This is a genomic window from Kitasatospora sp. NPDC001664 (genome assembly GCF_053596675.1).
The window spans coordinates 74,468-99,871 of the sequence record NZ_JBSFGS010000020.1; the positions used below are offsets into that span (position 1 = coordinate 74,468).

The 25,404-nt window shown below is 74.6% G+C and carries 28 protein-coding genes; 10 read left to right on the top strand and 18 right to left on the bottom strand.

All coding sequences use genetic code 11. From position 1 onward, the window contains the following. Positions 1–123 precede the first annotated feature (123 nt). Positions 124–1,014 (top strand): Gfo/Idh/MocA family protein, encoded by an 891-nt coding sequence (locus ACWCYY_RS26435; RefSeq protein ID WP_380149277.1) that lies wholly within the window; start codon positions 124–126, stop codon positions 1,012–1,014. A 49-nt stretch (positions 1,015–1,063) separates the two neighbouring features. On the opposite strand, the gene ACWCYY_RS26440 is transcribed toward ACWCYY_RS26435, so the two are convergent. From ACWCYY_RS26440 to ACWCYY_RS26475, 8 genes are all read right to left on the bottom strand, one after another. Then, the gene (locus ACWCYY_RS26440; protein ID WP_449797517.1) at positions 1,064–2,275 is read right to left on the bottom strand and encodes a vWA domain-containing protein; all 1,212 of its coding nucleotides are present in this window, start codon (positions 2,273–2,275) and stop codon (positions 1,064–1,066) included. 122 nt (positions 2,276–2,397) lie between these two features. Continuing rightward, positions 2,398–3,618, bottom strand: coding sequence for an AAA family ATPase (locus ACWCYY_RS26445; RefSeq protein WP_449797456.1), 1,221 nt, complete (start codon positions 3,616–3,618; stop codon positions 2,398–2,400). A gap of 91 nt (positions 3,619–3,709) precedes the next feature. Further along, positions 3,710–5,107, bottom strand: coding sequence for a hypothetical protein (locus ACWCYY_RS26450; protein WP_449797457.1), 1,398 nt, complete (start codon positions 5,105–5,107; stop codon positions 3,710–3,712). 100 nt (positions 5,108–5,207) lie between these two features. Next, complete coding sequence (locus tag ACWCYY_RS26455; RefSeq protein WP_449797458.1) at positions 5,208–6,383, bottom strand: ARPP-2 domain-containing protein; 1,176 nt, start codon at positions 6,381–6,383, stop codon at positions 5,208–5,210. Continuing rightward, on the bottom strand, positions 6,380–7,825 hold the full coding sequence (locus ACWCYY_RS26460; protein ID WP_449797459.1) for a hypothetical protein: 1,446 nt from the start codon (positions 7,823–7,825) through the stop codon (positions 6,380–6,382). Before ACWCYY_RS26460 ends, ACWCYY_RS26455 begins: the two co-directional genes overlap by 4 nt. A gap of 152 nt (positions 7,826–7,977) precedes the next feature. Next, positions 7,978–8,982, bottom strand: coding sequence for an aldo/keto reductase (locus tag ACWCYY_RS26465; protein ID WP_449797460.1), 1,005 nt, complete (start codon positions 8,980–8,982; stop codon positions 7,978–7,980). A gap of 41 nt (positions 8,983–9,023) precedes the next feature. Further along, complete coding sequence (locus ACWCYY_RS26470; RefSeq protein ID WP_449797461.1) at positions 9,024–9,254, bottom strand: hypothetical protein; 231 nt, start codon at positions 9,252–9,254, stop codon at positions 9,024–9,026. A gap of 56 nt (positions 9,255–9,310) precedes the next feature. Beyond that, positions 9,311–9,778 (bottom strand): DUF3995 domain-containing protein, encoded by a 468-nt coding sequence (locus ACWCYY_RS26475; protein ID WP_449797462.1) that lies wholly within the window; start codon positions 9,776–9,778, stop codon positions 9,311–9,313. 132 nt (positions 9,779–9,910) lie between these two features. On the opposite strand from ACWCYY_RS26475, the gene ACWCYY_RS26480 reads away from it, so the two are divergent. Together ACWCYY_RS26480 and ACWCYY_RS26485 are read left to right on the top strand one after the other, a co-directional pair. Beyond that, the gene (locus ACWCYY_RS26480; RefSeq protein ID WP_345290814.1) at positions 9,911–10,432 is read left to right on the top strand and encodes an RNA polymerase sigma factor; all 522 of its coding nucleotides are present in this window, start codon (positions 9,911–9,913) and stop codon (positions 10,430–10,432) included. After that, positions 10,429–10,920 carry an SRPBCC family protein gene (locus ACWCYY_RS26485; RefSeq protein WP_449797463.1) on the top strand — a complete coding sequence of 164 codons (492 nt, stop codon included), beginning with the start codon at positions 10,429–10,431 and terminating at the stop codon, positions 10,918–10,920. The genes ACWCYY_RS26480 and ACWCYY_RS26485 overlap by 4 nt, the downstream gene beginning before the upstream one ends. Before the next feature lie 49 nt (positions 10,921–10,969). Here the strand turns inward: ACWCYY_RS26485 and ACWCYY_RS26490 are convergent, their stop codons facing one another. Beyond that, positions 10,970–11,848 carry a GNAT family N-acetyltransferase gene (locus tag ACWCYY_RS26490; RefSeq protein ID WP_449797464.1) on the bottom strand — a complete coding sequence of 293 codons (879 nt, stop codon included), beginning with the start codon at positions 11,846–11,848 and terminating at the stop codon, positions 10,970–10,972. A gap of 229 nt (positions 11,849–12,077) precedes the next feature. Between ACWCYY_RS26490 and ACWCYY_RS26495 the strand changes: the two genes are divergently transcribed. Continuing rightward, positions 12,078–12,374 carry a hypothetical protein gene (locus ACWCYY_RS26495; protein WP_345290817.1) on the top strand — a complete coding sequence of 99 codons (297 nt, stop codon included), beginning with the start codon at positions 12,078–12,080 and terminating at the stop codon, positions 12,372–12,374. A gap of 184 nt (positions 12,375–12,558) precedes the next feature. Continuing rightward, positions 12,559–13,185 carry a DUF6629 family protein gene (locus tag ACWCYY_RS26500; protein WP_449797465.1) on the top strand — a complete coding sequence of 209 codons (627 nt, stop codon included), beginning with the start codon at positions 12,559–12,561 and terminating at the stop codon, positions 13,183–13,185. 36 nt (positions 13,186–13,221) lie between these two features. On the opposite strand, the gene ACWCYY_RS26505 is transcribed toward ACWCYY_RS26500, so the two are convergent. The 4 genes from ACWCYY_RS26505 to ACWCYY_RS26520 form a co-directional block, all read right to left on the bottom strand. Next, entirely contained in the window at positions 13,222–14,538 is a 1,317-nt protein-coding gene (locus tag ACWCYY_RS26505; RefSeq protein WP_449797466.1) for a serine hydrolase domain-containing protein, read from the bottom strand. A gap of 46 nt (positions 14,539–14,584) precedes the next feature. Then, on the bottom strand, positions 14,585–14,758 hold the full coding sequence (locus tag ACWCYY_RS26510) for a hypothetical protein (RefSeq protein ID WP_380149194.1): 174 nt from the start codon (positions 14,756–14,758) through the stop codon (positions 14,585–14,587). A gap of 614 nt (positions 14,759–15,372) precedes the next feature. Next, on the bottom strand, positions 15,373–16,038 hold the full coding sequence (locus tag ACWCYY_RS26515; RefSeq protein WP_449797467.1) for a GNAT family N-acetyltransferase: 666 nt from the start codon (positions 16,036–16,038) through the stop codon (positions 15,373–15,375). A 75-nt stretch (positions 16,039–16,113) separates the two neighbouring features. Then, a complete protein-coding gene (locus ACWCYY_RS26520; RefSeq protein WP_345290822.1) occupies positions 16,114–17,040 on the bottom strand; it encodes a helix-turn-helix transcriptional regulator in 927 nt (308 codons plus the stop codon). A gap of 64 nt (positions 17,041–17,104) precedes the next feature. Between ACWCYY_RS26520 and ACWCYY_RS26525 the strand changes: the two genes are divergently transcribed. Together ACWCYY_RS26525 and ACWCYY_RS26530 are read left to right on the top strand one after the other, a co-directional pair. After that, positions 17,105–17,572: a hypothetical protein gene (locus ACWCYY_RS26525; RefSeq protein ID WP_449797468.1), complete on the top strand. Its 468-nt coding sequence runs from the start codon at positions 17,105–17,107 to the stop codon at positions 17,570–17,572. After that, a complete protein-coding gene (locus ACWCYY_RS26530; RefSeq protein ID WP_449797469.1) occupies positions 17,569–18,117 on the top strand; it encodes an NIPSNAP family protein in 549 nt (182 codons plus the stop codon). The genes ACWCYY_RS26525 and ACWCYY_RS26530 overlap by 4 nt, the downstream gene beginning before the upstream one ends. Before the next feature lie 8 nt (positions 18,118–18,125). On the opposite strand, the gene ACWCYY_RS26535 is transcribed toward ACWCYY_RS26530, so the two are convergent. Both ACWCYY_RS26535 and ACWCYY_RS26540 read right to left on the bottom strand, forming a co-directional pair. Further along, a complete protein-coding gene (locus ACWCYY_RS26535) occupies positions 18,126–18,671 on the bottom strand; it encodes a dihydrofolate reductase family protein (RefSeq protein WP_449797470.1) in 546 nt (181 codons plus the stop codon). 16 nt (positions 18,672–18,687) lie between these two features. Beyond that, positions 18,688–19,338: a dihydrofolate reductase family protein gene (locus ACWCYY_RS26540; protein WP_449797471.1), complete on the bottom strand. Its 651-nt coding sequence runs from the start codon at positions 19,336–19,338 to the stop codon at positions 18,688–18,690. Between the two features lie 197 nt (positions 19,339–19,535). On the opposite strand from ACWCYY_RS26540, the gene ACWCYY_RS26545 reads away from it, so the two are divergent. After that, positions 19,536–20,444 (top strand): LysR family transcriptional regulator, encoded by a 909-nt coding sequence (locus tag ACWCYY_RS26545; protein ID WP_345290827.1) that lies wholly within the window; start codon positions 19,536–19,538, stop codon positions 20,442–20,444. Positions 20,445–20,453: 9 nt separating this feature from the next. Here the strand turns inward: ACWCYY_RS26545 and ACWCYY_RS26550 are convergent, their stop codons facing one another. Beyond that, the gene (locus tag ACWCYY_RS26550; protein WP_345290828.1) at positions 20,454–20,660 is read right to left on the bottom strand and encodes a hypothetical protein; all 207 of its coding nucleotides are present in this window, start codon (positions 20,658–20,660) and stop codon (positions 20,454–20,456) included. 78 nt (positions 20,661–20,738) lie between these two features. Between ACWCYY_RS26550 and ACWCYY_RS26555 the strand changes: the two genes are divergently transcribed. Next, positions 20,739–21,248 carry a GNAT family N-acetyltransferase gene (locus ACWCYY_RS26555; protein WP_449797472.1) on the top strand — a complete coding sequence of 170 codons (510 nt, stop codon included), beginning with the start codon at positions 20,739–20,741 and terminating at the stop codon, positions 21,246–21,248. A 63-nt stretch (positions 21,249–21,311) separates the two neighbouring features. After that, positions 21,312–22,199, top strand: coding sequence for a hypothetical protein (locus ACWCYY_RS26560; RefSeq protein WP_345290830.1), 888 nt, complete (start codon positions 21,312–21,314; stop codon positions 22,197–22,199). Positions 22,200–22,240: 41 nt separating this feature from the next. Here ACWCYY_RS26560 and ACWCYY_RS26565 read toward each other — a convergent pair whose 3' ends face one another. Further along, the gene (locus ACWCYY_RS26565; RefSeq protein ID WP_345290831.1) at positions 22,241–23,419 is read right to left on the bottom strand and encodes an acyl-CoA dehydrogenase family protein; all 1,179 of its coding nucleotides are present in this window, start codon (positions 23,417–23,419) and stop codon (positions 22,241–22,243) included. Positions 23,420–23,459: 40 nt separating this feature from the next. Continuing rightward, the gene (locus tag ACWCYY_RS26570) at positions 23,460–25,382 is read right to left on the bottom strand and encodes an acetyl/propionyl/methylcrotonyl-CoA carboxylase subunit alpha (RefSeq protein WP_449797473.1); all 1,923 of its coding nucleotides are present in this window, start codon (positions 25,380–25,382) and stop codon (positions 23,460–23,462) included. Between the last annotated feature and the right edge of the window lie 22 nt (positions 25,383–25,404).

The window sequence follows — 25,404 nt, forward strand, 5'->3', positions numbered from 1 at the left end:
CGGCTCTGGAATATGCTGCCGGGTGTGGCCGGGTCCCACCGGGGCGGCGGCCGTGAGCCGACGTCAGACGTACAGGAGCGCCCGCCGATGAGCCAGCCCGCCGCCGGTCAGTCCGTCACCGCGATCCCGGTCGGGGTGATCGGGCTCGGGGACATCGCGCAGAAGGCGTACCTCCCGGTGCTCGCCGCCCTGCCGGGCCTCGACCTGAAGCTGATGACCCGGGACCGGGCCAAGCTCGACCGGATCGGCGACACCCACCGGATCGCCCCGCGCTTCACCGATCTCGGCGAGCTGATCGACAGCGGGGTGCGGGCCGCCTTCGTGCACGCCAGCACCGACCAGCACGTGCCGATCGTGAGCACCCTCCTGGAGGCCGGGATCGACGTCTACGTGGACAAGCCGCTCGACTACCACCTGGACGGCGCACGGAAGTTGGTGGACCTGGCCGAGCGCGAGGGCCGCTCGCTGATGGTGGGCTTCAACCGCCGCCACGCGCCCGGCTACCTGCTCGCCAAGGAGCGCCCGCGTGACCTGATCGTGCTGCAGAAGAACCGCGAGGGCCTCCCGGAGGCCGCCCGCACGCTGGTCTACGACGACTTCATCCACGTGGTCGACACCCTGCGCTTCCTGGTGCCCGGCGAGATCCAGCACGTGGACGTCCGGGCCCGGGTCCGCGAGGGCCTGGTCGAGCACGTGGTGCTCACCCTGGCCGGCGAGGGCTTCACCGCGCTCGGCATCATGAACCGGCTCTCCGGCTCCACCGAGGAGGTCCTCGAGGTCTCCGGCGCCGACTCCAAGCGCGAGGTCCACAACCTCGCCGAGGTGATCGACCACCGCGGCCAGCCCACCGTGCGCCGCCGCGGCGACTGGGTCCCGGTCGCCCGCCAGCGCGGCATCGAGCAGGTGGTGACCACCTTCCTCGACGCCGTCCGGGCCGGCCAGACGCTCTCCGCCCGTGACGCGCTGCGCACCCACGAGCTGTGCGAGCTGATCGTCGAGCGCATCGGCGAGTGACCCCTGACCGGACCGTCGGCCGACAGGCCCGATCCACCGACGGGCCCGGTCAACCGCCCAGGCGGACGGTCCGGGCCCAGGCCGGCGGGGTCGGCGGGACGTAGTCCGGGTCGTCCTCGTCGGGGCGCGCGTCGCGGGGGAAGAGGCCGACGACCGTGCGCGCCGGCGGGGCCGCGGCCGGCCAGTCGGTCTGACCGTCGGTCAGGACCACCACGACGTCCGGGCGCGGGCTCAGCCGCAGGGCGCGGTCGAAGCCGGCCCGCAGGTCGGTGCCCCCGCCGCCGATCAGGGAGAGGCCCTCGGCTCCGCAGAGCGACTGCGCGGCCCCGGCGGCCGCGTCGCAGGCCACCACGCTGACCTGGTCCCGGCGGTTGCCGACCACGCGGGCGATGGCCGCGACCTCCAGCAGCGCCGTGCCCAGCTCGGCGTCGCTGACCGACCCCGAGGTGTCGATGACGACCGCGACCCGGGGCGGGCGGCGGCGCAGGCTGGGCAGCACCACCCCGGGCAGGCCGGCCGAGCGCCGGGCCGGCCGCCCGTAGGTGTAGTCCTCGCCGGCACCGGAGCCGGAGACGGCGGCCCGCAGGGCCGAACCGAGCAACTGCCGCCACGGCTGCGGCGGGTGGAACGCCTCCTCGGCCCACCGCCGCCAGCCCTGCGGCACGTCCCCCTGCGCGGCCCTGATGCCCTCCGCCACCCGGAAGCGCACCGCGTCGCGCTCGTGCCCGGCGAGGCCGTGCGCCCCGTCCGGCCCGAGGTCCCAATCCCGCTCCAGCCCGTCGGCGCCGCTGCCGCAGTCCAGCCAGGCCCACGGCTCGGTGAGCTTCCCGAGCCCCACGAAGTGCAGGTACTCCTCCATCAGCTGCCCCTCCGGCAGCTTCAACCGACGGGGCGTCAGGGCGCCCGCGGGTCTGACCAGGCCGTCGCCGAACGCGTCGTCGTTGATCTCCAGATCGGCCGCGATGTTCATCCGCAGCCGCTCGGCCGGGCCGGTCAGGCCGTGCCGCCGGGCGTGGCGGTCGCTGCGCCCGTGGTGGTCGCGCAGGAGGTGGGAGACCTCGTGCACCCAGACCGCGGCCAGGTCGGCCAGGGAGGTCTTCGCCACGAAGGAGGGGGAGACGTAGCACCGCCAGTGCGAGTCCACGGCCATGGTCGGCACCCGCTGCGACTCCACCACGTGCAGGGCGAACAGCGCGGTGGCCAGGTAGGGGCGGACCCGGGCGGCGTGCAGGCGGGCGGTGAACAGCTTCTCCCGGTCCAGGGTCTGCGGGACGGCAGCGGGAGCGGTGGCGGTCGTCGGCCGTGGCTGCGGGGGCCTCGGCTTCGGCGGTGCGGGCTTGGGCGGTGCCGACCCGCGCGCGGGCGCGGGGGTGGGGGCGGTGCTCACCGGCCCACCCCCGCCGCGGCCTCGGGCGCCAGCTGGTCCGCGCGGCGGGCGAGCCGGACCGTCCCGGCCAGCCGCTCGACGGTGTCCGGGACGGTCCAGCCGTCCCGGCGGAGCGCGGCCAGGGTGTTCGCCGGGACCACCACCAGATCGGGCGCGCCGGTCTCCAGGGCCAGCGCCAGCAGCTGCCAGGCCGCGTCCCAGCGCGGCTGGGTCGGCCGGTTGCGCACCGCCGCCACCACACCGTCCAGCACGGCCTGCCGGAGGTCGCCCCGCCGGGGCAGCTCGGCCGCCGCCGGGTCGGCGAGCAGCAGCTCGGGGTCGGGCAGGTCCATCCGCTCGGTGCTCGCGAGCAGCTCCAGCCCCGGCCCGTCCCCGACGGTGCCGCGCACCAGCATGGAGAGCACCTCGCGGGTGGCCCCGGCGGCGGTGGCGAAGGCCATCAGACGGAGCGTCATCTCCCAGCTGCGCGGCGAGGGCCAGGCCCCGCCCCGGCGGCTCTCGCCCTCGGGCAGCCGGTGCACCAGCTCCGGCCGGGCGGTCAGCAGGGTGCAGACCGCCCGACGGGCGAAGGCGACCGCCTCCGGCAGCCCGTCCGGGTCGAGCACCGGCAGCACGGCGCGCGGCCAGGTGCCGCCGAAGCCGCGCACCACCACCTCGTGGTCGTGCGTCCACTGGAGGTGGACGAAGCGGTTGGCCAGCGGCGCACTCAGCTCCCAGCCGTCGGCCGCCGAGCCGCGGGGGTTGGCGGCGGCCACGATCCGTACCCCCGGCGGGAGTCGGGGGGCACCGACCCGGCGTTCGAGCACCAGTCGGAGCAGCGCGGCCTGGACGGCCGGCGGGGCGGTGGAGAGCTCGTCCAGGAACAGCAGCCCGCGGCCCTCCCGGACCAGCCGGACCGCCCAGTCCGGCGGGGCCATCGGCACGCCCTGGACGGCGGGGTCGTCACCGAGCACCGGTAGGCCGGAGAAGTCGGAGGGCTCGTGGACGCTGGCGATCACGGTGGTCAGCGGCAGGTCGAGGGTCTCGGCGAGCTGGGTCAGCGCGGCGGTCTTGCCGATGCCCGGTTCGCCCCAGAGCAGGACGGGCAGGTCGGCGGCGACGGCAAGGGTCAGGGCCTCCAGTTGGGGATCGGTGCGCGGTTCGGTGGTGGTGGTCCCGAGCAGGGTCAACAGCTGCTCGGCGACGTCGAGTTGGGGCATCGGGGCGTGCTCGTTCATGGCGGATCACCTTGGGGAGAGGAGGAGATGAGGGCAGGGGGTGGCGACGGCCGGCCGGTGCCGGGGGGCCGGAAGCGGAGATCGGCAGGGTTCAGCGGCGGTACGTCGCGAGCCGGGGCCTGGTCCGGGGCACCGCTGACACGAACCTGATCCGGGGCCTCGGCGGCCGGGGCCGCGCGGGTGCCACCCGGACCAGGCCCAACAGGCCTGCCCGGTAGAGGCCGTGGGTGACGCGCCGTTCGGCCGCCGCCTCCAACGCCGAGCGGAGCGGGCCCTCGGGGAGCAGGGCGGCGGGGCCGAGCAGCGATTCGACCACGGCCAGCGCACCGGCGCTGTCGCCGTGGGCGAGGCGTTCGCGGACGCCCGTCAGCTCCTCCGGGTGGCGGTGGGCCTGCTCGATGGTGCGCAGGCACGGCATCGGGGTGCCGCCGAGCGCGCTGAGCAGCTGCTCCCGGTGGAGCTCGGCGGGGTCGTGGTCGAGCGGGCTGAGGGTGCCGTCCACCAGGGCGATCCGGTGCCGGGCTCCCTGGCAGTCCACCAGGGCCGGTGCCGAGGACCCGTCCGGGCGGACACGCGGCGGGGCGGGGTGGCCCGGCGCCAAGGCCGCTGCGACCAGGGGGTGCAGCCGCTCCGGGCGGATCGCCCCGCTGCGCAGCAGTTCCAGATCGGGCGCGGTCCAGGTGGCGGCGTCGGGCAGCACAGACAGACCGGCCGCTTCCCGAACCGTCAACATCGCGACACCGTCCGGGAGTTCGTCGAGGCCGGCCGAGGTGAGCCGGGCTCCCGGCTCCAGCAGCAGACGGCGTCTCGTGTCGAGCCGGACCACCACCGCCAGCTCCGGCCGGCCCTCGGCCTCCCGGAGCAGTGCCGCCTCGGCACACCAGCGGTCCACGGCGTAGGATGGTTCCAACTCACTTGGTACACGGGCCTGTTGCACCGATCCGGCCCGCTCCCGGAGCTCGCCGGCCCGGCGCGCGTCCCAGAGGTGCCGGTGCAGGTCGAGCCGGAAGCGCGGATCGGGGCACCGGTGCGGGTGGTGGTGGCGCCGGTCGGAGGCGGTGACGTCGCCGTCGGACGTCCAGAGGGCGAGCGCGAAGCGCTGGCCGCCGTCCGCCCAGCTGGGCGGGGTACGGGCGACCAGGTGGACCGGGCCCGGACGTCCGGGCAGACGGTAGCGGGCCAGGGAGATCGTCAGCCCGCCGCGCAGCAGGCCGTCGGGGGCGGTCCGCGGCAGGTGCCAGCGGAGCAGGTCGGGCGCCAAGTGGCGCAGGTCCGAACGGAGTTGACCGGTGAACTCGTGGCCGAGCGCACGGTTCACGGTGGGCAGATCGAAGTCCACGTCCACACGGGAGGCGGCACAGGCGCCCGCCCAGTCGCCGACGGTGCGGCGGGCGGTGGAGCGCTCGATCATGACGGGCGGCACGGCGTACTCGCGCACGCGCAGCCAGCGGGAGAGGTAGGAGTCCTCGCGCACGGGGTGAGTGGCCATCAGCACTCACCGAACGTGGACGAGACCCCCCATCCGGAGAGGGAGTGAGTGATCATCGTGGGGGAGCGTAGCTCCTCCGGGGCGCGGCGCGCCAGTGGATTCAGCGGCTCTCGGCGCGGGCCTGGCTGCGGTACCGGTCGAGGACGTGCTGCTGGAGCAGGGCCCCGAAGCCGGCCGACTCCAGGCGCAGGCCGAGCTGGTGCTCGGTCAGGCCGAGGCTGCCGGCGGTCTGCGGCAGGTGCCAGTCGTGGGCGGCCAGGGTGTCCAGCAGATGGCCGCGCCGGGTCTGGCTCTCGGAGAGGCGGAAGGTCTTGAGGTAGGCGATCCGGCCCTGCTCGTCGGTGATCGCCTCGCCGATGTGGTTCTCCTGCCGGGGGCGGAACTCGGGCAGGAAGCGGGAGAGGGTGAAGCGGTCCATCCGGCGCACCGTCCGGCTCCGGTAGGCCGCACCGAGCAGCCCGTCCGCCATGGTGGCGTCGTGGAACCCGGCCCAGGTACGCTCCTGTCGGTCCACCGCCGCACGCAGCTCGGCGAGGGAGCGGACGGAGGAGCGGCCGAGGTCGGCCCGGAAGTCCGGGACCGGGGCGGAGAGCAGCGCGTAGTGGTAGACCAGCTCGCCGTAGAGGTCCAGCAGCAGGCTGCGGTGCAGGGCCCGGTAGTCCTCCGGATGCGGGACCACGAAGGCGGCGGCGAGCGCGTCCGCCACGTACAGCAGTACGCCGCACTGGCCGGGGTGCAGCTCGAACGCCCGCAGGGCGTCGGCGAGTCCGCTGACGTGCGCCCCGCTGTAGCTCGCCTCCTCGCGCGGCGACAGGCCGTGCCGCAGCGCCCGCTCCGACCACTGCTGCCAGGCGAAGGTGGGGCCGCCGAAGTGCAGGGCGAGGTACCCCTCCAGCGCGAGGTGCAGCGGCAGGAAGCGCAGCCGGGTCCGGTCGGCCCGCTTGGCGAGCCGTCCCGGCCGGCGCTCCAGCGGGACCGACTCCGGTGCGGAGCCCCCGAGTTGGGTGCCGTAGGCGGCGGCCGGGGTGCCGTCCCGGGTCCAGTCGGCGACGAAGCCGTGCGGCAGGTAGGAGGTGTACAGGCCCTTGTCGCACTCCACCGTGCCACGGCCGCAGCCGCAGCCGCAGCCGTCCTCCTCGCCGTACAGTTCCTGGCGCAGCCGCAGGTCGGTGATCGGCACCTCGCGCACCAGCGGGACCAACCGGACCCCGCCCCAGACCTGCGCCGGTCGGGTGGTCAGTCCCTCCAGGTCGAGGGTGAACGGCTCGGTCTTCATCGGGCCTGCCCGGGGTCGAGGAACTGCTCGGTGCGCAGTGCCAGGTGGGCGGTCAACTCGCCGATGCCGGTACGGCCTTCGGCGAACCGAGCGAACTCCGCCAGCGTGGTCAGGTCCGCCGCGTCGCGCAGCCCGGCGGTGGGGACGGTCGGCGCCAGCCGGCGCACGTCGAAGCTCTCGGCGTCGAACACCGGGTTGAGGTGGACGACGCTGGTGCGGTGGTCGGGGTCCAGCCGGGTGCGCCAGACCCGCAGCACCTCGGCGGCCATCCCCGGCGGGGAGTTGTCCCACCCGTCCGAGACGATCAGCAGCCGGTCGGGGGCGGTGTCCAGGGCGTCCACGATCCGTCGTCCGAGCGGCGTCGGCCCGAGCGGGTGGAGCAGCAGCGCGTCGGTGCGGCCGGAGGTCCAGAAGGCGGTGTAGCCGCCCTCGCCAGCCAGCGCCTCCAGCAGGAAGTGGCAGGCCAGCGCGGCGGCCAGCGGACGGCGGCGCTGCTGCCCGGAGCCGTAGGAGGAGAAGCTGTCGTCCAGTACCGCCGCGACCTTCCCCCAACTCCCGGCCTGCGCACCGGCGGTGCGGCGCGCGGCGGCGCGCAGGGCGCCGGTCAGCTCGCCCCGGCGGGCGATCCGGTCGGCGGCGGACAGGCCCAGCGCGTACACCGCCAGGCGGTTCAGTGACATCCGGGACAGGTCGGCGGCGTTCACCTCCGACGCGCCCGCGGTGCGTGCCGACTCCTGGAGGCGCAGCCGCTCCAGTGCGGTCATCCGGGGCTCGATCTTCCGCAGGAAGACCTCGCGCGGGATGCCGTGCTTGGCGGCGAAGCCCTCCGCCACGGTGTACGGCAACTCGTAGAGCGCGGGCTGCTCGTAGTGCGCGCGGGTCCAGGCGCTCAGCAGCGGTGCCCGGTACTTCCCGGCGCCCTTGGCCGCCTTGGTAAACAGGAAGTCCCCGGTCTCCGCCTCGGCCGGGCGCAGGTGCAGATGACGCAGCGCCAGCTTCAGCCCGCCCCGGTACTTCACCGCGTCCAGCGTCTGGTCCGGCCGGGCGGCCAGCCAGTCGCGCAGGATCGCCCGGGTACGGCGGTTGTTCACCTTGGCCCGCCGCAGCTCGCCGATCAGCCGGTAGACCCGCTGCGGCGGCAGCAGCGCCAGCCGCCGCGCGATCAGCCGCCCCTCGGTACGACGCTGCTCCTCGGTGGCCTCCTTCGCGGTCTCCAGCAGGTGGCGCACGATCAGCGCGGCGTTGTGGTCGTTGATGTCGAGCGCCAGCGAAGCGGCGTACGGGCCACGGTAGTTGACGAGCATGTACTCGTGCAGGAAGGCCAGCGAGAGCTGCTGCTCGGCCTGGTCGGAGTGGAACTCGCGCCGGCCGGTCGCGGTGATCGCGGCGTTGACGAAGAGCAGCACGTCATCGGCGGCTACCAGGTCGCCGTACGTCTCCACGGTGGCTCGTCCTCGTCGCTGGTGCTCCGGGTCAGGGGCCGGCCGGGGAATGGGGGCGCGAACTGCGAATCACTGCTTCAGAGGTAGTTTCCGGAAGTCGCACCGGAGTCCCGCGGCCGGCCGTCCGACCGTAGCAGAGGGGTGGCCGCGGATCAGGACCAGGGGAGGGCGGCGCGGGTGCGCCAGTACTGCTCGGCGGGTTCGGCGAGCGGGGCGAGGGTGGCGAGCTGGTCGGGGGAGAGGGGGAGCTCGGCGGCGGTGAGGTTGGAGGCGAGCTGGTCGGTGGTGGCCGCGCCGGAGAGCACGAGGTCGGCCCAGGGCTGGGCGGCGACGGCCGCGAGGGCGAGGGCGTCGGTGGGGTGGCCGGTCCGTTCGGCGAGGGCGCGCAGTGCGGCGGTGTCGGGGCCGGTGGCGTTGCGGTCGGCGAGGCGGCCGTTGGCCATGCCCTCCTTGACCACGACCAGCCAGCCGGCGGCGTGGGCCTCCTGGAGGGCGGGGCCGGCGGAGGGCTCCAGCACGTTCCAGGTGGACTGCACGGCGGAGAACAGCGGCTGCCCCGCCACCGTCACCTCGGCCGCTGCCCGGACGGTCGCCGCCTGGGCGGGGCCGCTGGTGGAGAGGCCGATCCGGACGCCCTCGGCGGCCAGCGCCGCCAGCTTCCCGTGCAGGGCGGTGTCGCTGAGCGCGGGGCTGTCCGGGGTGACGGAGTGGATCAGGTAGACGTCGAGGTGCCTGCCCAGCACCGCCCGGCTCTCGGCGACCTGACGGTCGAACACCTCGGGCGAGTGCTCCTTCACCTCGTGCACCGGCACCCCGGAGGTCCGCCAGTCCGCGGTGTAGGTGTACCCCCACTTGCTCCCCACCGTGACCTCGGCCGCCGCCTCCGGCCGCGCCGCCAGCCACTCCCCGAGGAACTGCTCCGCCAGTCCGTACGACCGTGCCGTGTCGAGGTACCGCACGCCCGCCGCGAAGGCCGTGTCCAGCAGCCCGTGCGTCCGCTCCCGCAGCGCCTCCACGCTCCGCCCGGCCGGCAGGTCGGCCTCCCGCCCCAGGTTGATGTACCCGGGCCGCCCGACCGCCGCCGTCCCCCACCCGAACCGCCCGATCCCCGCCGCCCCGGAGCTGACGGTGGGTCCGTTGGTGGGCGCGGTCGCCATGCTGAGGGTCCCTTCGGAGGAGCGGATTCCGTACCGGAACCCTACGCCAGGCTGCCGGAAAGCCCAGGCCGGGCGGGTGGGGCGAGGTCATCCAGGGGGCCCGGCAGGTGGAGCCAGCCCTCGACGGGGGCGAGGCGCAGCTGCTCTTCGGTCCTCGGCGGCAGCGTCCGGCCGAGCGCGGCGGACCGGGCCACGAGGGCGGCGATCAACGCGTCGGCGGTCGCGAGGTCGACGCCCACGGTCCGGTCCGGGGTGGCGGTGTGCTCGGTCACGGGGGATCACTCCGGTGCGCTCGGTCCGTCCTCGGTCGCAGTATGCGGCCCGGTCGTCAGGTCCGGCTGCGGGCGACCGTCCAGGTGGCGGCGGCGCAGAGGAGGCAGAGGGGGGTGTAGAGGGCGAGGTTGAGCCAGTAGAAGGTGTCGGCGGGGGAGCTGCCGAGACCGGTGATCCAGACGAGGCCGGCCAGGGCGCGGAGGAGGAGGCCGGTGGCGACGGCGTACGGGGCCAGGTGGAGGAGCGGGGTGGGGAGGCGGCGGGCGAGGGCGGGGAGGTGGCCGGTGCGGGTGAGGAGGAGGGTGGCGGCGCAGAGGAGGACGGTGGCGAGGGGGAGCAGGACGCGCGGGGTGAAGGGGACGTCGGCGTTGAGGACGAGGTGGGAGAGGGTGGCGCGGTCGGGGGCGGGCCAGGTGAGGCCGGTGGTCCAGTAGAGGTGGATCGCGGCGTCGGCGGCGAGGACGGCGGCCACGGCGCGGGCGGCGGTGCGGGGGTTGGTGCGGGTGCGGGTGCGGGTGTCCATCGAGGGTGCTCCTTCAGGGTGGTGACGGTTCGTCGACCCGGAGGGAGCGCGCGGGGGAGACGGAGGTTCCTGTGGCGAGGGTCACACGGGAGGGGTGGAACGTCCGTGCCGCAGGCCGCCTCTGAGTCGGATGTGGATGGTCCCGAAACCCCGGGCGAGGCAGCAGGTCTCGCCGAACTGGTCCGCGCCGCGCAGCGCGGCGATCAGCTGGCGGTGAGCGAGCTGCTGGAGCTGGTCGCGCCGTACGTGCGGCGCCTGTGCGGCCCGATCGCCCTCGACGACGGACCGGACGCGACCCAGGAGGCGCTGATCGCCGTCTTCCGCAAGCTGCGCCAACTCAAGGAGCCCGCGGCCCTGTTCGGCTGGGTCCGGGCGATCGCCGTCCGCGAGGCGGTGCGCCACGTGCGGCGGACGGCGCGCTGCGTACCGGCCGACCTCTCCGAACTCCCGCGCCCCGGCGACCCGCAGCTCGCCACCGACATCGAGGACGTGCTCGCCCGGCTTACGCCCGAGCACCGCGCCGTCCTGGTGCTCCGCGACCTGGAGGGCCTGGACGAGCGCTCCACCGCCGACCTGCTGGGCGTGGCGGCCGGCACCGTCAAGTCCCGGCTCTCCCGGGCCCGGATCAGCTTCCGAAGGGCGTGGCAGCAGTGAACGGAACCCCCTGGCCGGTGGCCGACTTCGACCCGGTCCGGCGCCTGCGGGTGGTCGCGGCCACCACTCCGGGCGCTGCGGTCCGCGAGACGGTGATCGACGCTCCGTTCGAGACGGTCTGGTCGGTCGCGGCCGACCTGGAGCGCACCATGCCGCAGTGGCTCCCGGACATCCGCACGGCCCGCCTGACGCCCCCTCAGGGCGCCGCCCGCGCCGCCCTCCTGGTCACCGGCCACACCCGCCTGCGCGCGCGCTTCGACCTCGAACTGACGCCCGGCTGGTGCCTGATGCGCAGTCGCTTCCTGCTCGGCGGCATGGCCGCCCACCCCGAGTCCGCCACCAGCACCCGCTTCGCCTTCCTCGGCGCCTTCCGCCTCCCCGCCGCCGGTCCGGCCTCGGCCGTCCTGCGCCCGCTCACCGACCCGCTGGCGGCCCGCTCGCTACGCCGCTTCCGCGGCCTGGTGTTGGCGGACGGCGAGCCCAAGTGAGCGGACGGGCCGGACGGGGTGACGCCCCGTCCGGCCCGTCCGGTCCCCGTCAGAGGTCGAGCTGGCGCTGGTGCTCCGTGTGCGTGGGTACGTAGCCGAGAGCGTCGTTGATCCGTCGCATGGGCGCGTTGCCGTCGGCGGTGTCCGTCAGGAGGCCACCGAGGTCCGGGTGGTCCTCGCGGGCCTTGCGGATCGACTCGGCCTTCATCCACCGGGCGAGCCCGTGTCCGCGGTGCTCGGGCAGCACGCCGGTGCCGTAGTGCTGGGCGTCGCCCGAGCCGTTGCCGGGGACGACGAGTTCGGTGAACCCGGCGATCGAGCCGTCGGTGGTGTCGACGGCGACGACGGTGTGCAGGTGGTCGCCGCGCTGTTCGACGGCCTTCGCGGCGGCCCGCACGCGGTCCACGTCCCAGGTCACGGGGGAGTGGTCGGCCTCGTCCATGGGCATGTCGTCCATGGCGCGGCGGGACGCGGCGAAGGTCTCGGCGAGGTCGTCGGGGACGGTTCCCCGCCATGACGTCAGCCGGTAGCCGGGATGCGGACGTTCGACGATCCCGGCCAGGACGGCGGGGTCCACCTCGGCCAGCGCGAGGCGGGTGTAGCGGAAGGTGAGGACCGTGCGGAATCCGCGCGCCGCCAGGAAGTGGTCGCCGGGCGATCCGGCTTCCGCCCGTGCGACGACGCGGCGTCGGCCCTCGTCCCGGGCGGTGGCCACGGCGCCGTCGAGGAGCCGGGAGCCGATGCCCTTGCGGCGCTCCGCGGGGTGAACGCGGAGGTCGAGCTCGGCCAGGTGCGCCTGTCCGCCGTCGAGCAGGCGCAGGAAGGCCGTCCCGACCGGGACGGAGCCGGCGTCCGAGGCCAGCCAGGCGAGACGCTGGCCGTGCGGTCCGGGAGCGGGGTCGGTCAGCGGGGTGATGCGGAGGGACAAGGTGTCTCCGTCGTGAGGAGGTGGCAAGGGTCAGTACGTGGGCTCGACTCCTGGGCACTCCTGCGCATGTGCTCCACACCTCCTCGTGAACGGTGCCGACCTGCACCGGTGCGGGCGGCCGGGCGAACCTAGCTGGTCGTTCCGCTCCGGGGCAACGGGTTTCTCCCGTGCTCCGGCACGCCCCTCGCCCGGTGAGGGTCCGTCCCCGCGACGTAGAGTGCGTTCCGTGATGAGCAGGGGGAGCGGGCACGACGCCCGCGAGGGCGCGGTGCCGGCGACGTACGAGAACGTGCGTCGCGCGCTCCTGGTCTCGCTCGACTTCGCCAACCTGGACATGGAGTTCCCGCGCATCGTGCACTGGCTGGGGCAGCTGCCCGCCGGTGAGCGCGAGCGCCTGCTGGGCGAGGTGGAAGCGATCGCGGAGGCGGGTGGGGCCCGGGGGAGCGACGCGGCGTACCTGCTGGACGAGCTCGGGCTGCGCCGCGTCCGGTGGGAGCGGGGCGAGGTGCGTGGTCCGGCCGGGTGATTCGGCGGCGTCGGGCGACGTCGTCGGGCCCGCGGGCGGCCGTGCTGACGGATAGTCGGGCGCGCAGACCGCTTTCCTCGGCGACCGAACGGAGCAGCACCGTGCCCCCGACCAGCCCCGCCCCGGACCCTTCCCGGGACCGACCGGCCGGACCGAGTGTGTCCGGGTAGGCGGGGACGCGGCGATGTGCTGGAGCGCGCAGGCGGACCTGCTGATCGGCGCGGCCGTCTCCGGTCTCGGGGTGGTGTGTCTGAGCCAGGTGCGGCACCGCCGGCAACTGCCCCTGGCGGCGCTGCCGCTGGTCCTCGGTCTGCACCAACTCCTGGAGGCGGTGGTGTGGTTCGGTGAGGAGGGCCGGGTCGGCAGCGGTGCCGCCGGGCTCGCCCGGGTCGGATGGGCGCTGATCGCCATGCCGCTGCTCGCCGTGCTGGTCCCGGTCGGCGCCTGGCGCGCCGCCGGCCGCCCTCGCCGGCTGCTCGGCTTCGTGGTGCTCGGCCTGGCCACCGCCGTCCCGTTGACGGCGGCGGTGCTGGCGGGCCCCGTCACGGCGACGGTGGACGGCCACACCCTGGAGTACGCGGTCGGCATCCGGTTCGCCCCGCTGCTCCTCGCGGCCTACCTCGTGGCCACCCTGGGCCCGCTGCTGCTCAACCCGGTGCCGGAGCTCCGGCGGCTGGGCTGGTGGGTCGGGGCGGCCGCTGTCCTCTGCGCGGTGCTGTGGCGGACCGCCTTCGTCTCCACCTGGTGTGCGTTGGCCGCACTGGCGAGCGTCCTGGTGCTGCGCTGGGTGCGACGGCCGGCGGGCCCGTAGCCCGTAGCCCGTAGCCCGTAGCCCGGGCGGGACGGGTCAGCGCAGGGTGCATGGGTGGGGGAGGTAGGAGCCGAGGAAGCCCTCCTGGTCGCCGGGCTTGTAGGCGATTGCCCGGCCGGTGAGGGTGTCCTCGCGGAGGCGGAGTTCAAGGCCGAGGTGGGGGCTGTTCAGGCGGGCGTCCCGGGTGGGGAGTTGGAGGGCTGCGGTGGCGCGCAGGTCCCAGCGGTCGGAGGCGGCGGCCGCGGTGGTCACCGGCGGGGCGTCGGCCAGCTGGACTTCCAGCCGGGTCGGGCTCAGGAGGCGGAGGCGGAGGGGGAGCCCGCCCTCGGGGGTGGTGATCTCGCCGGACCAGGTGCCCTGGGGAAGCGTGACGGTACGGGGGGTCTCGGCGGCGGTGTCGAGCTGAGTGGGACGGAAACCGGGGAGCAGGGCCCCGGCGAGGTGGCGGACGACGGCGTCGCGGGCCGCCTTGTCGGTGGAGTTGGTCAGGACGGCGAGCGAGAGTTCGCGTTCGGGAACGTCGATCATCATCGCGGCGATGCCGCCCATGCCCCCGCCGTGGCTGTGCACCACCGGGCCGGGGCCGTGCGAGACGAGGCGGCCGTAGCCGTAGCCGGTGTGCTCGTTGATGGCGGGGGCCTCGTTCATCGCCGCGAGGGTCGAGGGCTTGAGCAGGCGTGAGGCGGTGCGGGCGAAGAGGGCGACGTCGGCGGCGGTGGCCCAGCCGGCCGTCGCGGCGGGATGGCCGGTGCGGCAGGTGGGGTAGGCGTGGCCGCCGGCGGAGTAGCGGGTGGCGACGGGGCCGGGGCCGGTGTACGCGGCGCCGAAGGCGAAGTCGCTCAGGCCCAGGGGCGCGGCGACCCGCTCGCGCAGGTGGTCGCCGAGGGGCCGGCCGGTCGCGGATTCGAGGAGTCGGCCGAGGTCCTGGTAGCCGGTGTTGGAGTACTCGAAGGCGGTGCCGGGCTCGCGGAGCGGGGCGCGGTAGCGCTCGATCTCGATCGGGAGCGGTCCGGCGCCGTAGTGGAAGGTGTAGAACGCGGGGAAACCACCACGGTGGAGCAGGAGTTGACGCGGGGTGGGCCCGGTCGGTCCGTAGGCCCCGGAGGCCGGGGCGTCGAGGTCGAGCAGGCCCTCGTCGGCGGCCAGGCAGACGGCCGTGGCGGTGAACGCCTTGGTGACGGACGCCAGTCCGTACACCGTGCCCGGGGTGGCGGGGCGGCGCGAGGCCACGTCCGCGAAGCCGTACGCCCGGGCGAGGACCACCTCGTCGCCTTCGGCCACGGCCACCGAGACCGAGGCACAGCCGTGCTCCGCCAGCACCCGCGCGCACAGCTCGTCCAGCTCGTCCGGCATGTGCTCGACCTCCCGACCGGCTCCGGCTCCGGTGTCGGTCGGAGCGTCAACTGCAGAATGCTCTGAAGTCCTTGGTGTCCGAGTCTATCCAGGCGTGCACTTCGTTGGGGTCGTCCATGATCTCGCCGATCAGCCGGGAGCGCAGCGCTGAGAAGTCGGAGGCCAGCTGTCGCAGGGCCGAGGAGATGTCGCTCCGGTCGGCGCTGAATTGAGCCGCCATCAGATCGTCCCGGGCCTGGAGGGCGGCGGCGGCCTGGCTGTTGCGCGTCGTCCCGGCGTTCTTCCGGAACCGGGCCAGGGCGGCCTCTCCCTCGTCGCAGCCACCGGCCCGGAGCGTCGGCAGCGGCGGCTCCGGTACCGGGGTGATCGGCGCGGGTGTGTGCGGGGGTGTGCGCGTGGGTGGTGGCGGCGTGGTGGCAGTCCGGGACGGACTCGGCGTCGGGCGCTGGCCGGGCGGCGACGGTGTCGGGCTCGACGACGACGGCTCGGTCGGCGACGGCGACTCGGTCGGGGAGGGCGGATCCGGCTGGGAGGGCGAGGGTCGGTCCGGTGCCGGGGTGGGACTGCCGACGACCGGGACCGGAGGAGCCAGCGGTGACGGGGCGGGTGGCAGTAGGTAGGCCACCAGGGCCACCACGGCCGCCGCCGCAGCCGCGAGTGCGCCGACGGCGGCCCAGTTCGGGCCGGCCGGCGGCGGGGCACCCGGTGGATCGTCGGGCGGTGGTGTCGAGCCGTTCCCCGTCATGCCGCTCATCGTGACCCAGCGGGTCGGTGGCGGTCCAGACGGAGATCGCTGAACCTCCTGAAGGAGAACTCCCGTTCCGGAAACGGAAGTCAGGAGGTGATGCCGAGGACGGGGAGGCAGGCTTCGACGCCCGCGAGGGTGATGTCGGGGCGGCGGTGGGCGGTCCACCGGTCGCGGGTGAGGCGCCAGCGGTGGAGGGCGGCCGGTTCGAGGAGGCGGGTGGCCCAGCCGGTGCCGTTGGGCGTGTAGCCGAGGGCCTCGGAGACGTGGTTGGAGGCGAGGTTGTCGAAGAAGGCCTCGCTGGTGGCCTCCTGGGCGCCGAGGCCTTCGAAGGCGAGGTGCAGGACGGCCTGGCGCATCTCCTTGCCGAGGCCCTTGCCCCGGGCCTGCGGGCCCAGCCAGGAGAAGGTGCCGACCGTGCCGAAGGTGGCGAAGTCGGTTCCGAACACGTCCTGCATGCCGACGGCCTCGCCGTCGACGACGACCACGAAGTACAGCCGCCAGAAGTTCTCGTTGACCTGGGCGCGGCCGTTCCAGATGCCCCGCATCCAGGCCCACTCGCGGTCCGGTCCGTCCAGGTAGAGGGACATCGGGTCGTCGAAGGGGTACGGCGGCTCGTCGGCGACGCCGGCGCGGACCACCGGGAGCAGCTGCTCCAGCAACTCGTCGGTGGCTCCCCGGAGTTCGAGGCGGGGCGTGGTCACCCGCAGGTTGAGCGGCGGATACGGGTGGGCGGAGGCGGCGCTGGCGGTCATGGCGCACACCGTAGGGGCTGACCGCGCCCCGCGCACCGCATTAATCCCGCGCCCGCCCGTCCACTCCCTGCCTGGTCAGCCCCCGTAACGGGTGGTCAGGGTGCGCACCGTCCCGGCGATGCGGTCCCGGAGCTCGGCCGGTGCCAGGACCTCGACGTCGGTGCCCAGCCGGAGGAACTCCCCGTGGGCGCGGTCGATCGACTCGATGGGCACCCGGGCCTCCGTCCAGCCGTCGCCCGAGGACGGCACGCCGAGCCGGCGGGCGCCCTGCTGGGTGAGCCGCACCAGGGCCTCCCCGGTGTGCAGCCGCGCCCGGAAGTCGGCCAGGTAGCCGCGCCAGTACCCGGCCAGGTCGAACCCGTCCGGGACGGTGAACTCCTCCAGCGGCCGCAGGTCGAGGACCTGGTCGACCCGGTAGGTGCGGATCCCGGAGGGCCCGCCGGCCACCAGGTACCAGCGGCCGGCCTTGAGGACCAGCCCGTACGGCTCAACCCGCCGCTCGATCTCCTCCGGAGCCCGCCAGCGCCGGTACCGCAGCAGCACCGCCCGCCGTGCCCACACCGCGGCGGCGACCGCGACCAGGTGGGGCGTGTCGTCGGCGTCGCGGTACCAGCCGGGGGCGTCGAGCAGGAAGCGCTCCCTGACCCGCTCGGCGTACGCGTGCAGCTCGGCCGGGAGGGCGGCGCGCAGCTTGAGCTCGGCGGTGGCGAGCGCCTCGCCGAGGCCGAGTTCGGCGGCGGCGCCGGGGAGCGCGGTGAGGAACGCGGCCTGCGCCTCGTCCGCGGTCAGTCCGGTGAGCCTGGTGCGGTAACCGTCGACCAGTCGGTAGCCGCCCGCGTGCCCGGCCGCACCGTACAGCGGGATGCCGGCGGCGCCGAGCGCCTCGACGTCCCGGTAGACCGTGCGGACGGAGACCTCCAGCTCCTCGGCCAGCTGACGGGCCGTCATCCGGCCCCGGTTCTGGAGCAGGAGCAGGAGGGTCACCAGGCGGCTCGCACGCATGCCGCACAGTCTCCGCCCCTCCACTGACAGAGGATGTCAGCGGACCGGCCCTAACCTGCGGCGCATGGACGACTTCGACTTCCTGCACGGCTCCTGGGACGTGGCCAACCGCCGTCTCACCGCACCCCTCGACCCGGCCTCCGGCACCTGGGAGGAGTTCCCCGGACACGCGGTGGTCCGGCCGCTGTTCGACGGCGCCGGCAACATCGAGGAGATCACCTTCCCCACCCTCGGCCGGCAGGGCGTGACCCTGCGGCTGTTCGACCGGGAGGCCGGACGGTGGTCGATCTTCTGGTCCGACGGCCGCACGGGCCGGTTGGACCCGCCGGTGGTCGGCGGTTTCACCGGTGCCCGCAGCGACTTCCACGGCGAGGACGCCCACGACGGCCGTCCGATCCGCGTCCACTTCGCCTGGCACCGGCTCGGCCCGGACGAGGCCCGCTGGGAGCAGGAGTTCTCCACGGACGACGGTCGCACCTGGGAGCCCAACTGGACCATGGACTTCACCCGCACCGGGCGGGCCGAGGCGTGAGCATCGTCGAACTCCGGCAGTACACCCTGCACCCCGGCGCCCGGGAGGCGCTGATCGAGCTGTTCGAGCGCGAGTTCGTGACCGGTCAGCAGGCGGTGGGCATCGCCGTCGGCGGGCGCTTCCGCGACCTGGACGACCCGGACCGCTTCGTCTGGATGCGCGCGTTCCCCGACATGGCGCACCGTCGGCGCGCGCTGGAGGCCTTCTACACCGGCCCGGTCTGGCAGGAGCACCGTGAGGAGGCCAACGCCACGATGCTCGACAGCGACGACGTGCTGCTGCTGAGCGGCCCCGGCTTCGCACCCGCGCCGGGCGCCGGTGAGGTGCTCGCGACCGTCTGCCACCCCACCGACGCGGCCGCCTTCGACGCCTACGCCGAACGGCACTTGGGGCCGGGCCACGCCCTGCACCGCACCGAGCACGCGGAGAACGACTTCCCCCGCCTGCCCGTGCGCACCGGCGAGGACGTCCGGCTCTGGTTCGGCCCGGCTGAGCCGGTGCCGTGGCGGAGCCGGACGCTGCGCCTGGAGCCGGTGAGGGCCTGACCCGCGGCTCAGGCGGTGCGGTAGGTGAGGTGGAGGGTGCCGTTGTCGAGGGTGGCCGAGCGGGCCAGGGTCAGGGCCCGGCGCGGCAGGGTGCCCTCGAAGAGGCGGGCCCCGGTGCCGAGCACCACCGGGTGGACCAGCAGGGTGAGTTCGTCCAGCAGTTCGTTGGCGAGCAGCCAGCGCACCAGGGTGGCACTGCCCGAGACCGCGATGTCGCCGCCGGTCCGCTGCTTCAGCTCGGTGATCCGCCCGGCCAGGCCCTCGGGGCCCAGCAAGGTGGTGTTCTGCCAGTCGGCCTTCTCCAGGGTGGTCGAAGCGACGTACTTGGCGATGGAGTTGAGGTGCGAGGCCAGTGGGTCGTCGTCCGGCTGGGCGGTCCAGTGGGAGGCGAACTCCTGGTAGGTGTGGCGGCCGAAGAGCATGGCGTCGGCCTTGGCCGTCATCCCCATGACGGCCTCGGTGACCTGGTCGCTCAGGTAGGGGAAGTGCCAGGTGTAGGGGGCTTCCACGACGCCGTCCAGGGAGACGAAGAAGCCTGCGGTGAGAGTGCGCACGGTGCGGTGGGGCCTTTCAGGAGGAGACGGAGAGGAGTTCTTCGCGGCCGTCCGCGTCGATGCCGATGTCACCGGCGGCGGGGCGGCCCGCGAAGGCGTAGGTGTGGCCGATCACCCCGGCGGGGGTGGAGCGGACGTCGGTGAGGCGCCAGGCGGCCGGGACGGTGCCGGGCTCGAAGAGGCGCTTGCCGCGGCCGAGCACCACGGGGAAGGTGAGCAGCCGCAGTTCGTCCACCAGGTCGTGGGCCAGCAGCGACTGGACCAGCCGCCCGCTGCCGTGCACCTGGAGGGCCCGGCCCGGCAGCTGCTTGAGGGCCGTCACCTCGGCCGCCAGATCACCGGTGAGGACCTGGGTCCCGGCCCAGTCGGCGACCTGCCCGGTGGTGGACGGGACGTACTTGGGCAGGGAGTTGAGCTTGGTCGCGGCGGTGTCGGCCGGGTCGGTGACCAGCGGCCAGTGCGCCGCCATCAGCTGGTGGGTCCGGCGGCCGAGCAGGAAGGCGTCGGCGTCGTCGAACCAGGGGCCGGCGATCCCGCCGAAGCCCTCGTCGACGTACGGAACCAGCCAGCCGCCGAGCCCGAACCCGTCGGAGGGGTCCTCCTGGGGCCCGCCGGGGCTCTGCAGGACGCCGTCGAGGGAGACGAAGGTGGTCACGGTCAGTCGCATGGGCGCGCTCCCGGAAGGGTGGGTGGGGGTGCGCGGCGCCGGAGGAGTCGGCGGCGCCGCGGGGCGGTCCCCAGCCTGTCGGGTCGCGGCCGGGACGATCAACGACGATCCCCGCCATGACCGTTTAGCCCCGCTCAACGGGGCCGGAGGCCCAGCGGCTAGCGTTCCCTGACGGATCGTCGGACGGAGGGGGAGCAGTGCTGGAGAGAATGGAGCTGGAGGCGTTCCTGACGCTGGCGGAGGAGTTGCACTTCGGCCGGACCGCCGAGCGGCTGCGCGTCAGCACCGGACGCATCAGCCAGACCATCAAGAAGCTCGAACGGCAGGTCGGGGCCCCGCTGTTCGAGCGGACCAGCCGGGACGTCCGGCTCACCGCGCTCGGCGTGCGGCTGCGCGACGACCTGCGGCCGGCCTACGAGCAGATCGGGGCCGGGCTGGCACAGGCGATCGTCGCGGCGCGCGGGATCACCGGGACGCTCGGCGTCGGGTACTCCGCGCTCTGGTGCGGCGACCTGGTGGTCCGGGCCGCCGAGGTGTTCCGCTCCCGGTACCCGGACTGCGAGGTGCGGATCCGGGAGGCCCAGCTCGGGGACCCGTACGGGCCGCTGCGCGCGGGCGAACTCGACCTCCAGCTCACCGAACTCCCGGTCCGCGAGCCGGACATCACCGTCGGTCCGCTGGTCTTCTCCGAGCCCCGGGCGCTGATGGTCCCGGCCTCCCACCCCTTCGCGGGGCGCGCGAGCATCTCCCTGGAGGACCTCGCGGACACCGTGCTGCTCCCGATGGCCGGGAACATCCCGGACCACTGGCTGGAGCACCACTACCCGACACGCACCCCGTCCGGGCGGCCGATCCCGCACGGCGCACCCATCACGTACTGGCAGGAGGTGCTGGCGCACATCAGCGTCGGCAGCGGCGTCTCGGTGGTGGCGGCCCGCGGCGCGGCCTACTACACCCGACCGGGCGTGGTCTTCGTCCCCTTCAGCGACGCACCGACCATCGACTACGGCCTGCTCTGGCTGACCGCCGCCGAGAACGCCCGGATCCGCGCCTTCGTCAACGTCATCCACGAACTGCGCGAGCGGGACGACCCCGCCACGCGCTGAACGGGCCGGTCACGGGTCCACCACCTCGACGCCGGCGGCCAGCATCCGGGCCACGATCCGCTCCGCCAGCTCCTCGTGACAGGTCACCAGGTAGTACGGGTTCGCGCCCTTGCTGAGCGGGAGGTAGCCGCTCCCGGCGCGCTCCAACTGCCAGTGGTCGCGGTCGGTGGTCCACAGGGCGGCGTAGTCGTCGAGGTCGGGCGTGGTGTCGGACACGGTCCGATCTTCGGGGCAGGGCCCGGCGGCGGGCAAATGCCTTCGCCCTGACGGTGCCCCACCAGCCAGAATGCGGTCATGCCGATCAGAGACGCCCGCCCCGAGGAACTGCCCCTGCTCCAGGAGATCGAGGTGGCCGCGGGCTGTCTCTTCGCCGACGTCGGGATGGACGAGGTGGCCTCCGACGAACCGTTCCCGCTCGACCGGCTGGAACGGTACCGGGCCGCCGGCCTGGCCTGGGTCGCCACCGACCCCGAGGACGACCGGCCGGTCGCCTACCTGCTCGCCGAGCACGTGGACGGCAACCTGCACGTGGAACAGGTCTCCGTTCACCCCTCGCACGCCCGCCGCGGCCTCGGCCGCGCCCTGATCGAGCACGCCGCCGCCCGCGCCACCACCGAGGGCCTCCCCGCCCTCACCCTCACCACCTTCACCGAGGTCCCCTGGAACGCCCCCTACTACACCCGCTGCGGCTTCCACCCCCTCCCCGACGCCGACCTGACCCCTGGTCAGCGCGCCATCCGCGCCGAGGAGGCCGCCCACGGGCTGGACCGCTGGCCCCGCCAGGTGATGATCCGCCCCCTCTGACCCCTGTTCGACCCCGTGTCCTGCGAGGACGCTACGCTGCGCGCGATTCCCGAGAGGACCCCGATGCGCTTCACCGTCCCGCCCCCGCCGCTGGACCCGGCCGAACACCTTCCCGAGCTGCTCCCGCTCGCCCGCACCACCACCCTGCTCTACCCCCGCTCCGGCACCGGCCGGCCCGACCGCGCGGACAGCTCGCTCGGCGGCCCCCTGCTCTGGCCGGCCGACGAACCGTGGCCGCACTGCGCCGCCCCGGACCACCAGAACCCGGAGCGCGGCTGCGCCGTGGTCGGCCCCGAGCCGGTCGCCCTGGTGCCGGTGCTCCAGCTGCACGCCCGGGACGTCCCGGCGCTGGAGTACCCGGCCGGGGCCGATCTGCTCCAGGTGCTCTGGTGCCCGCTGCTCCACTCCGAGCAGGACCAGTGGTGCCCGGTGCCGGTGCTGTACTGGCGCGTGGCGGCCGAGGTGGCATCAGGTCCGTTGCTGGAGACGGCACCCGAGCCCCACGAGTACGACGAGGAGTACGTCCCGCTGCCGTGCGTCGTGCACCCGACCGAGGCCGTCGAGTACCCCGGGTACGACCTCCCCGACGATCTGCTGGACCGGGTGGCGGCCTGGAGCGACCGGCTGCTGGTGGACCACGGCATCGACTACTGGGACGCCTACACCACCCGCCAGAGCAAGGTCGGCGGCTACCCGGGCTGGAACCAGCGCCCCAACTGGCCGGTCTGCGGCTGCGGACGGCCCACCGACCACCTGCTGACCGTCTCGTCGAGCGAGTCCTGCGGGCGCTGGCTGCCGGTGGAGGAGCGCACCCGGCCGGGGTCGGGCTGGGAACAGGGGGATGCGGAGGACGACGGGCACGGCATGGAGCTGGGTGGTCTCGGCGGGCTCTACGTGTTCGTCTGCAGGGCCTGCCCGGGGTGGCCCACGGTGCACCGCTACGACCGCTGAGGGGTGCCTCCGGCCGGGCCGAGGGCACCCCTGGCGGCGGATCAGTAGGAGCGCGGGAGGCCCAGGGTGTGCTGGGAGACGTAGTTGAGGATCATCTCGCGGCTGACCGGGGCGATCCGGGCGACGCGGGTGGCGGTGAGGAGGGAGGCGAGGCCGTACTCCTGGGTGAGGCCGTTGCCGCCGAGGGTGTGGACGGCCTGGTCGACGGTGTGGCAGGCGGCTTCGGCGGCGGCGTACTTGGCCATGTTGGCGGCCTCGCCGGCTGCCTGGTGGTGGCCGAGGTCGTAGAGCTGGGCGGCCCGGGAGGTCATCAGGCGGGCCAGTTCGATCTCGATCGCGCACTGGGCCAGCGGGTGGGCGACGGCCTGGTGGGCGCCGATCGGGGCGTCCCAGACGGTGCGGGTGCGGGCGTAGTCGGTGGCGATGTCCAGGGCCTGGCGGGCCAGGCCGAGGGCAAAGGCGGCGGTCATCACCCGCTCCGGGTTGAGGCCGGCGAAGAGCTGGTCGAGTCCGGCGTCCTCGGCGCCGACCAGGGCGTCGGCCGGCAGCCGGACGTCGTCCAGGAAAACCTGGAACTGCCGCTCGGCGGTGACGAGTTCCATCGGGATCGCCCGGTACTCGAAGCCTGGGGTGTCGCGCGGAACGATGAACAGCGCGGGCTTCAGCCGCCCCGTCCGGGCGTCCTCGGTGCGGGCGACGAAGAGCACGGCGTCCGCCTGGTCCACACCGGAGATGAAGACCTTGCGGCCGGTCAGCAGCCAGTCGCCGCCGTCCCGGCGGGCGGTGGTGGTGATCCGGTGGGAGTTGGAGCCGGCGTCCGGTTCGGTGATCCCGAAGGCCATCAGCCGGGTGCCGTCGGCCAGGCCGGGCAGCCAGCGGTCCCGCTGCTCCGGAGTGCCGTAGCGGGCTATCACGGTGCCGCAGATCGCCGGGGAGACGATCATCATCAGCAAGGGGGCGCCGGCGGCACCCAACTCCTCAAGGACGATGGCGAGTTCGGCGATGCCGCCGCCCCCGCCGCCGTACTCGACGGGCAGGTTGACGCCCAGGTAGCCGGCCTTGCCCGCCGCCGCCCAGAGCTCCTCGACCGGCTCGCCGGCCCGCGCCTTGCGGCGGAAGTACTCGGGGCCGAAGCTGCGGGCGAGGTCGCCCACCGCCCGGCGCAGGGCCTGGTGTTCCTCGGGTTCGACGGTGCTGGGCAGCGGTGCGGACGCGGACATGAGGGTGGTCCTTCCGTGCGGGGACAGTCGGGTGGGTGGGTCAGCTCTCGACCACGGCGAGCAGGGTGCCGGGCTCGACCTGCTGGCCGACGGCGACGCGGAGTTCGGCCAGCACGCCGTCGGCGGGCGCGCTGATCCGGTGCTCCATCTTCATCGCCTCCAGCCAGAGCAGCGGCTGCCCGGCGGTGACGCGTTCACCGGGCTCGGCGCCGGTGCGGGTGACGGTGCCGGGCATCGGGGCGAGCAGGGCGCCGGGGGCGTGGGTGGCCACCGGCTCGGGCAGCAGGGGGAGTTCGGTGAGCGCGACGGCGCCGGTCGGCCCGTCCAGGTACAGCTGGTCCCCGTACCGGGCCAGCTGCCAGCTCCGCGTGACCCCGGCGATCCGCAGGCTCACCGACTCCGGTGTGCGGGACAGGAGTTCGAGGTCGGCGAAGCCCTCGGCGTGCAGGCCGGAGCGGTCCAGCCGGAAGCGGACCAGGTGCTCGGTGCCGTCCTCCGAGCGGTACCGGCGCTGCTGCGGCTGCGAGCTGAGGTTGCGCCAGCCCGGCGGGAACGGGCCGGCACCGGCGCCGGCCAGGGCGGCCACCAGGGCGGCCAGGGCCTGGTCGGGCCGGTGGCCCGTCAGGTCGTGGGCGGCCAGGAAGCCGGTGTGCAACTCGCCCGCCAGGAAGGCGGGTTGGCGAAGCGCGGCGGTGAGCAGCGCGCGGTTGCTGCCCGGCCCGTGGATCCGGGCCCGGTCCAGCGCGGCGGCGAGCAGCCGCGCCGCCTCGTCCCGGGTCGGTGCCCAGGCGATGAGCTTGGCCAGCATCGGGTCGTAGTGCGGGCCGATCTCGGTACCGCCGCCGGCCCCGCCGTCCACCCCGGAGTCCAGGCGGAGGCCGCTCTCGGCCGGTGACACCTCGAACTCCACGCTGACTCCCGGCACTTCGAGCCTGTGCAGCCGTCCGGTGCGCGGCCGCCAGTCCTGCTCGGCGTCCTCCGCGTAGAGCCGGGCCTCGATCGCGTGGCCACGGGTGGCCGGCGGCTCCGGCGGCAGGGCGGCGCCCTCGGCGATCCGCAACTGCCAGGCCACCAGGTCGAGACCGGTGACGCATTCGGTGACGGGGTGCTCCACCTGGAGGCGGGTGTTCATCTCCAGGAACCAGCAGCGGCCGTCCGGTCCGAGCAGGAACTCGGCCGTCCCGGCGCCCCGGTAGCCGATCGCCCGGGCGGCCGCGACCGCCGCGCGGTGCAGCTCGGAGCGCAGCGCGTCGGACAGGCCTGGCGCCGGGGCCTCCTCGATCACCTTCTGGTGGCGGCGCTGGAGCGAGCAGTCGCGGTCGCCGACCGCCCACACGGTGCCGTGCCCGTCGGCGAGCAGCTGGACCTCCACGTGCCGACCGTCGGGCAGGTACGGTTCGCAGAACACCTCCTCGTCCCCGAAGGCCCGCCCCGCCTCCGCCCGCGCGGCCGCCAACTCGCCCGGCAGGTCCGCCAGCCGGCGCACCACCCGCATGCCGCGCCCGCCGCCGCCCGCCGCCGCCTTGACCAGCAGCGGAAGGTCCGCCTCGGTCGGCTCGGCCGGGGCGGCGAGCACCGGCACCCCGGCCGCGGCCATCAGCCGCTTGGCCGCCGTCTTGGAGCCCATCGCGGCGATCGACTCCGGCGGTGGCCCGATCCAGACCAGCCCCGCATCCAGCACGGCGCGGGCGAACTCGGCGCTCTCGGACAGGAATCCGTACCCGGGGTGGACGGCGTCCGCCCCGGCCGTCAGCGCGGCCTTCACCAGCAGCTCGCCGCGCAGGTAGGTCTCCGCCGCCGTGGCGCCGGGCAGCTGCACGGCCGCGTCGGCCTCCCGCACGTGCGGGGCGTCCGCGTCGGGGTCCGAGTGCACGGCGACGGTGGCGATGCCGAGCGCCCGGCAGGTGCGGAAGACCCGGCGGGCGATCTCGCCGCGGTTGGCGACCAGTACCGATGTGATCATCCGTCAGTCCCTCTGTTCTGAT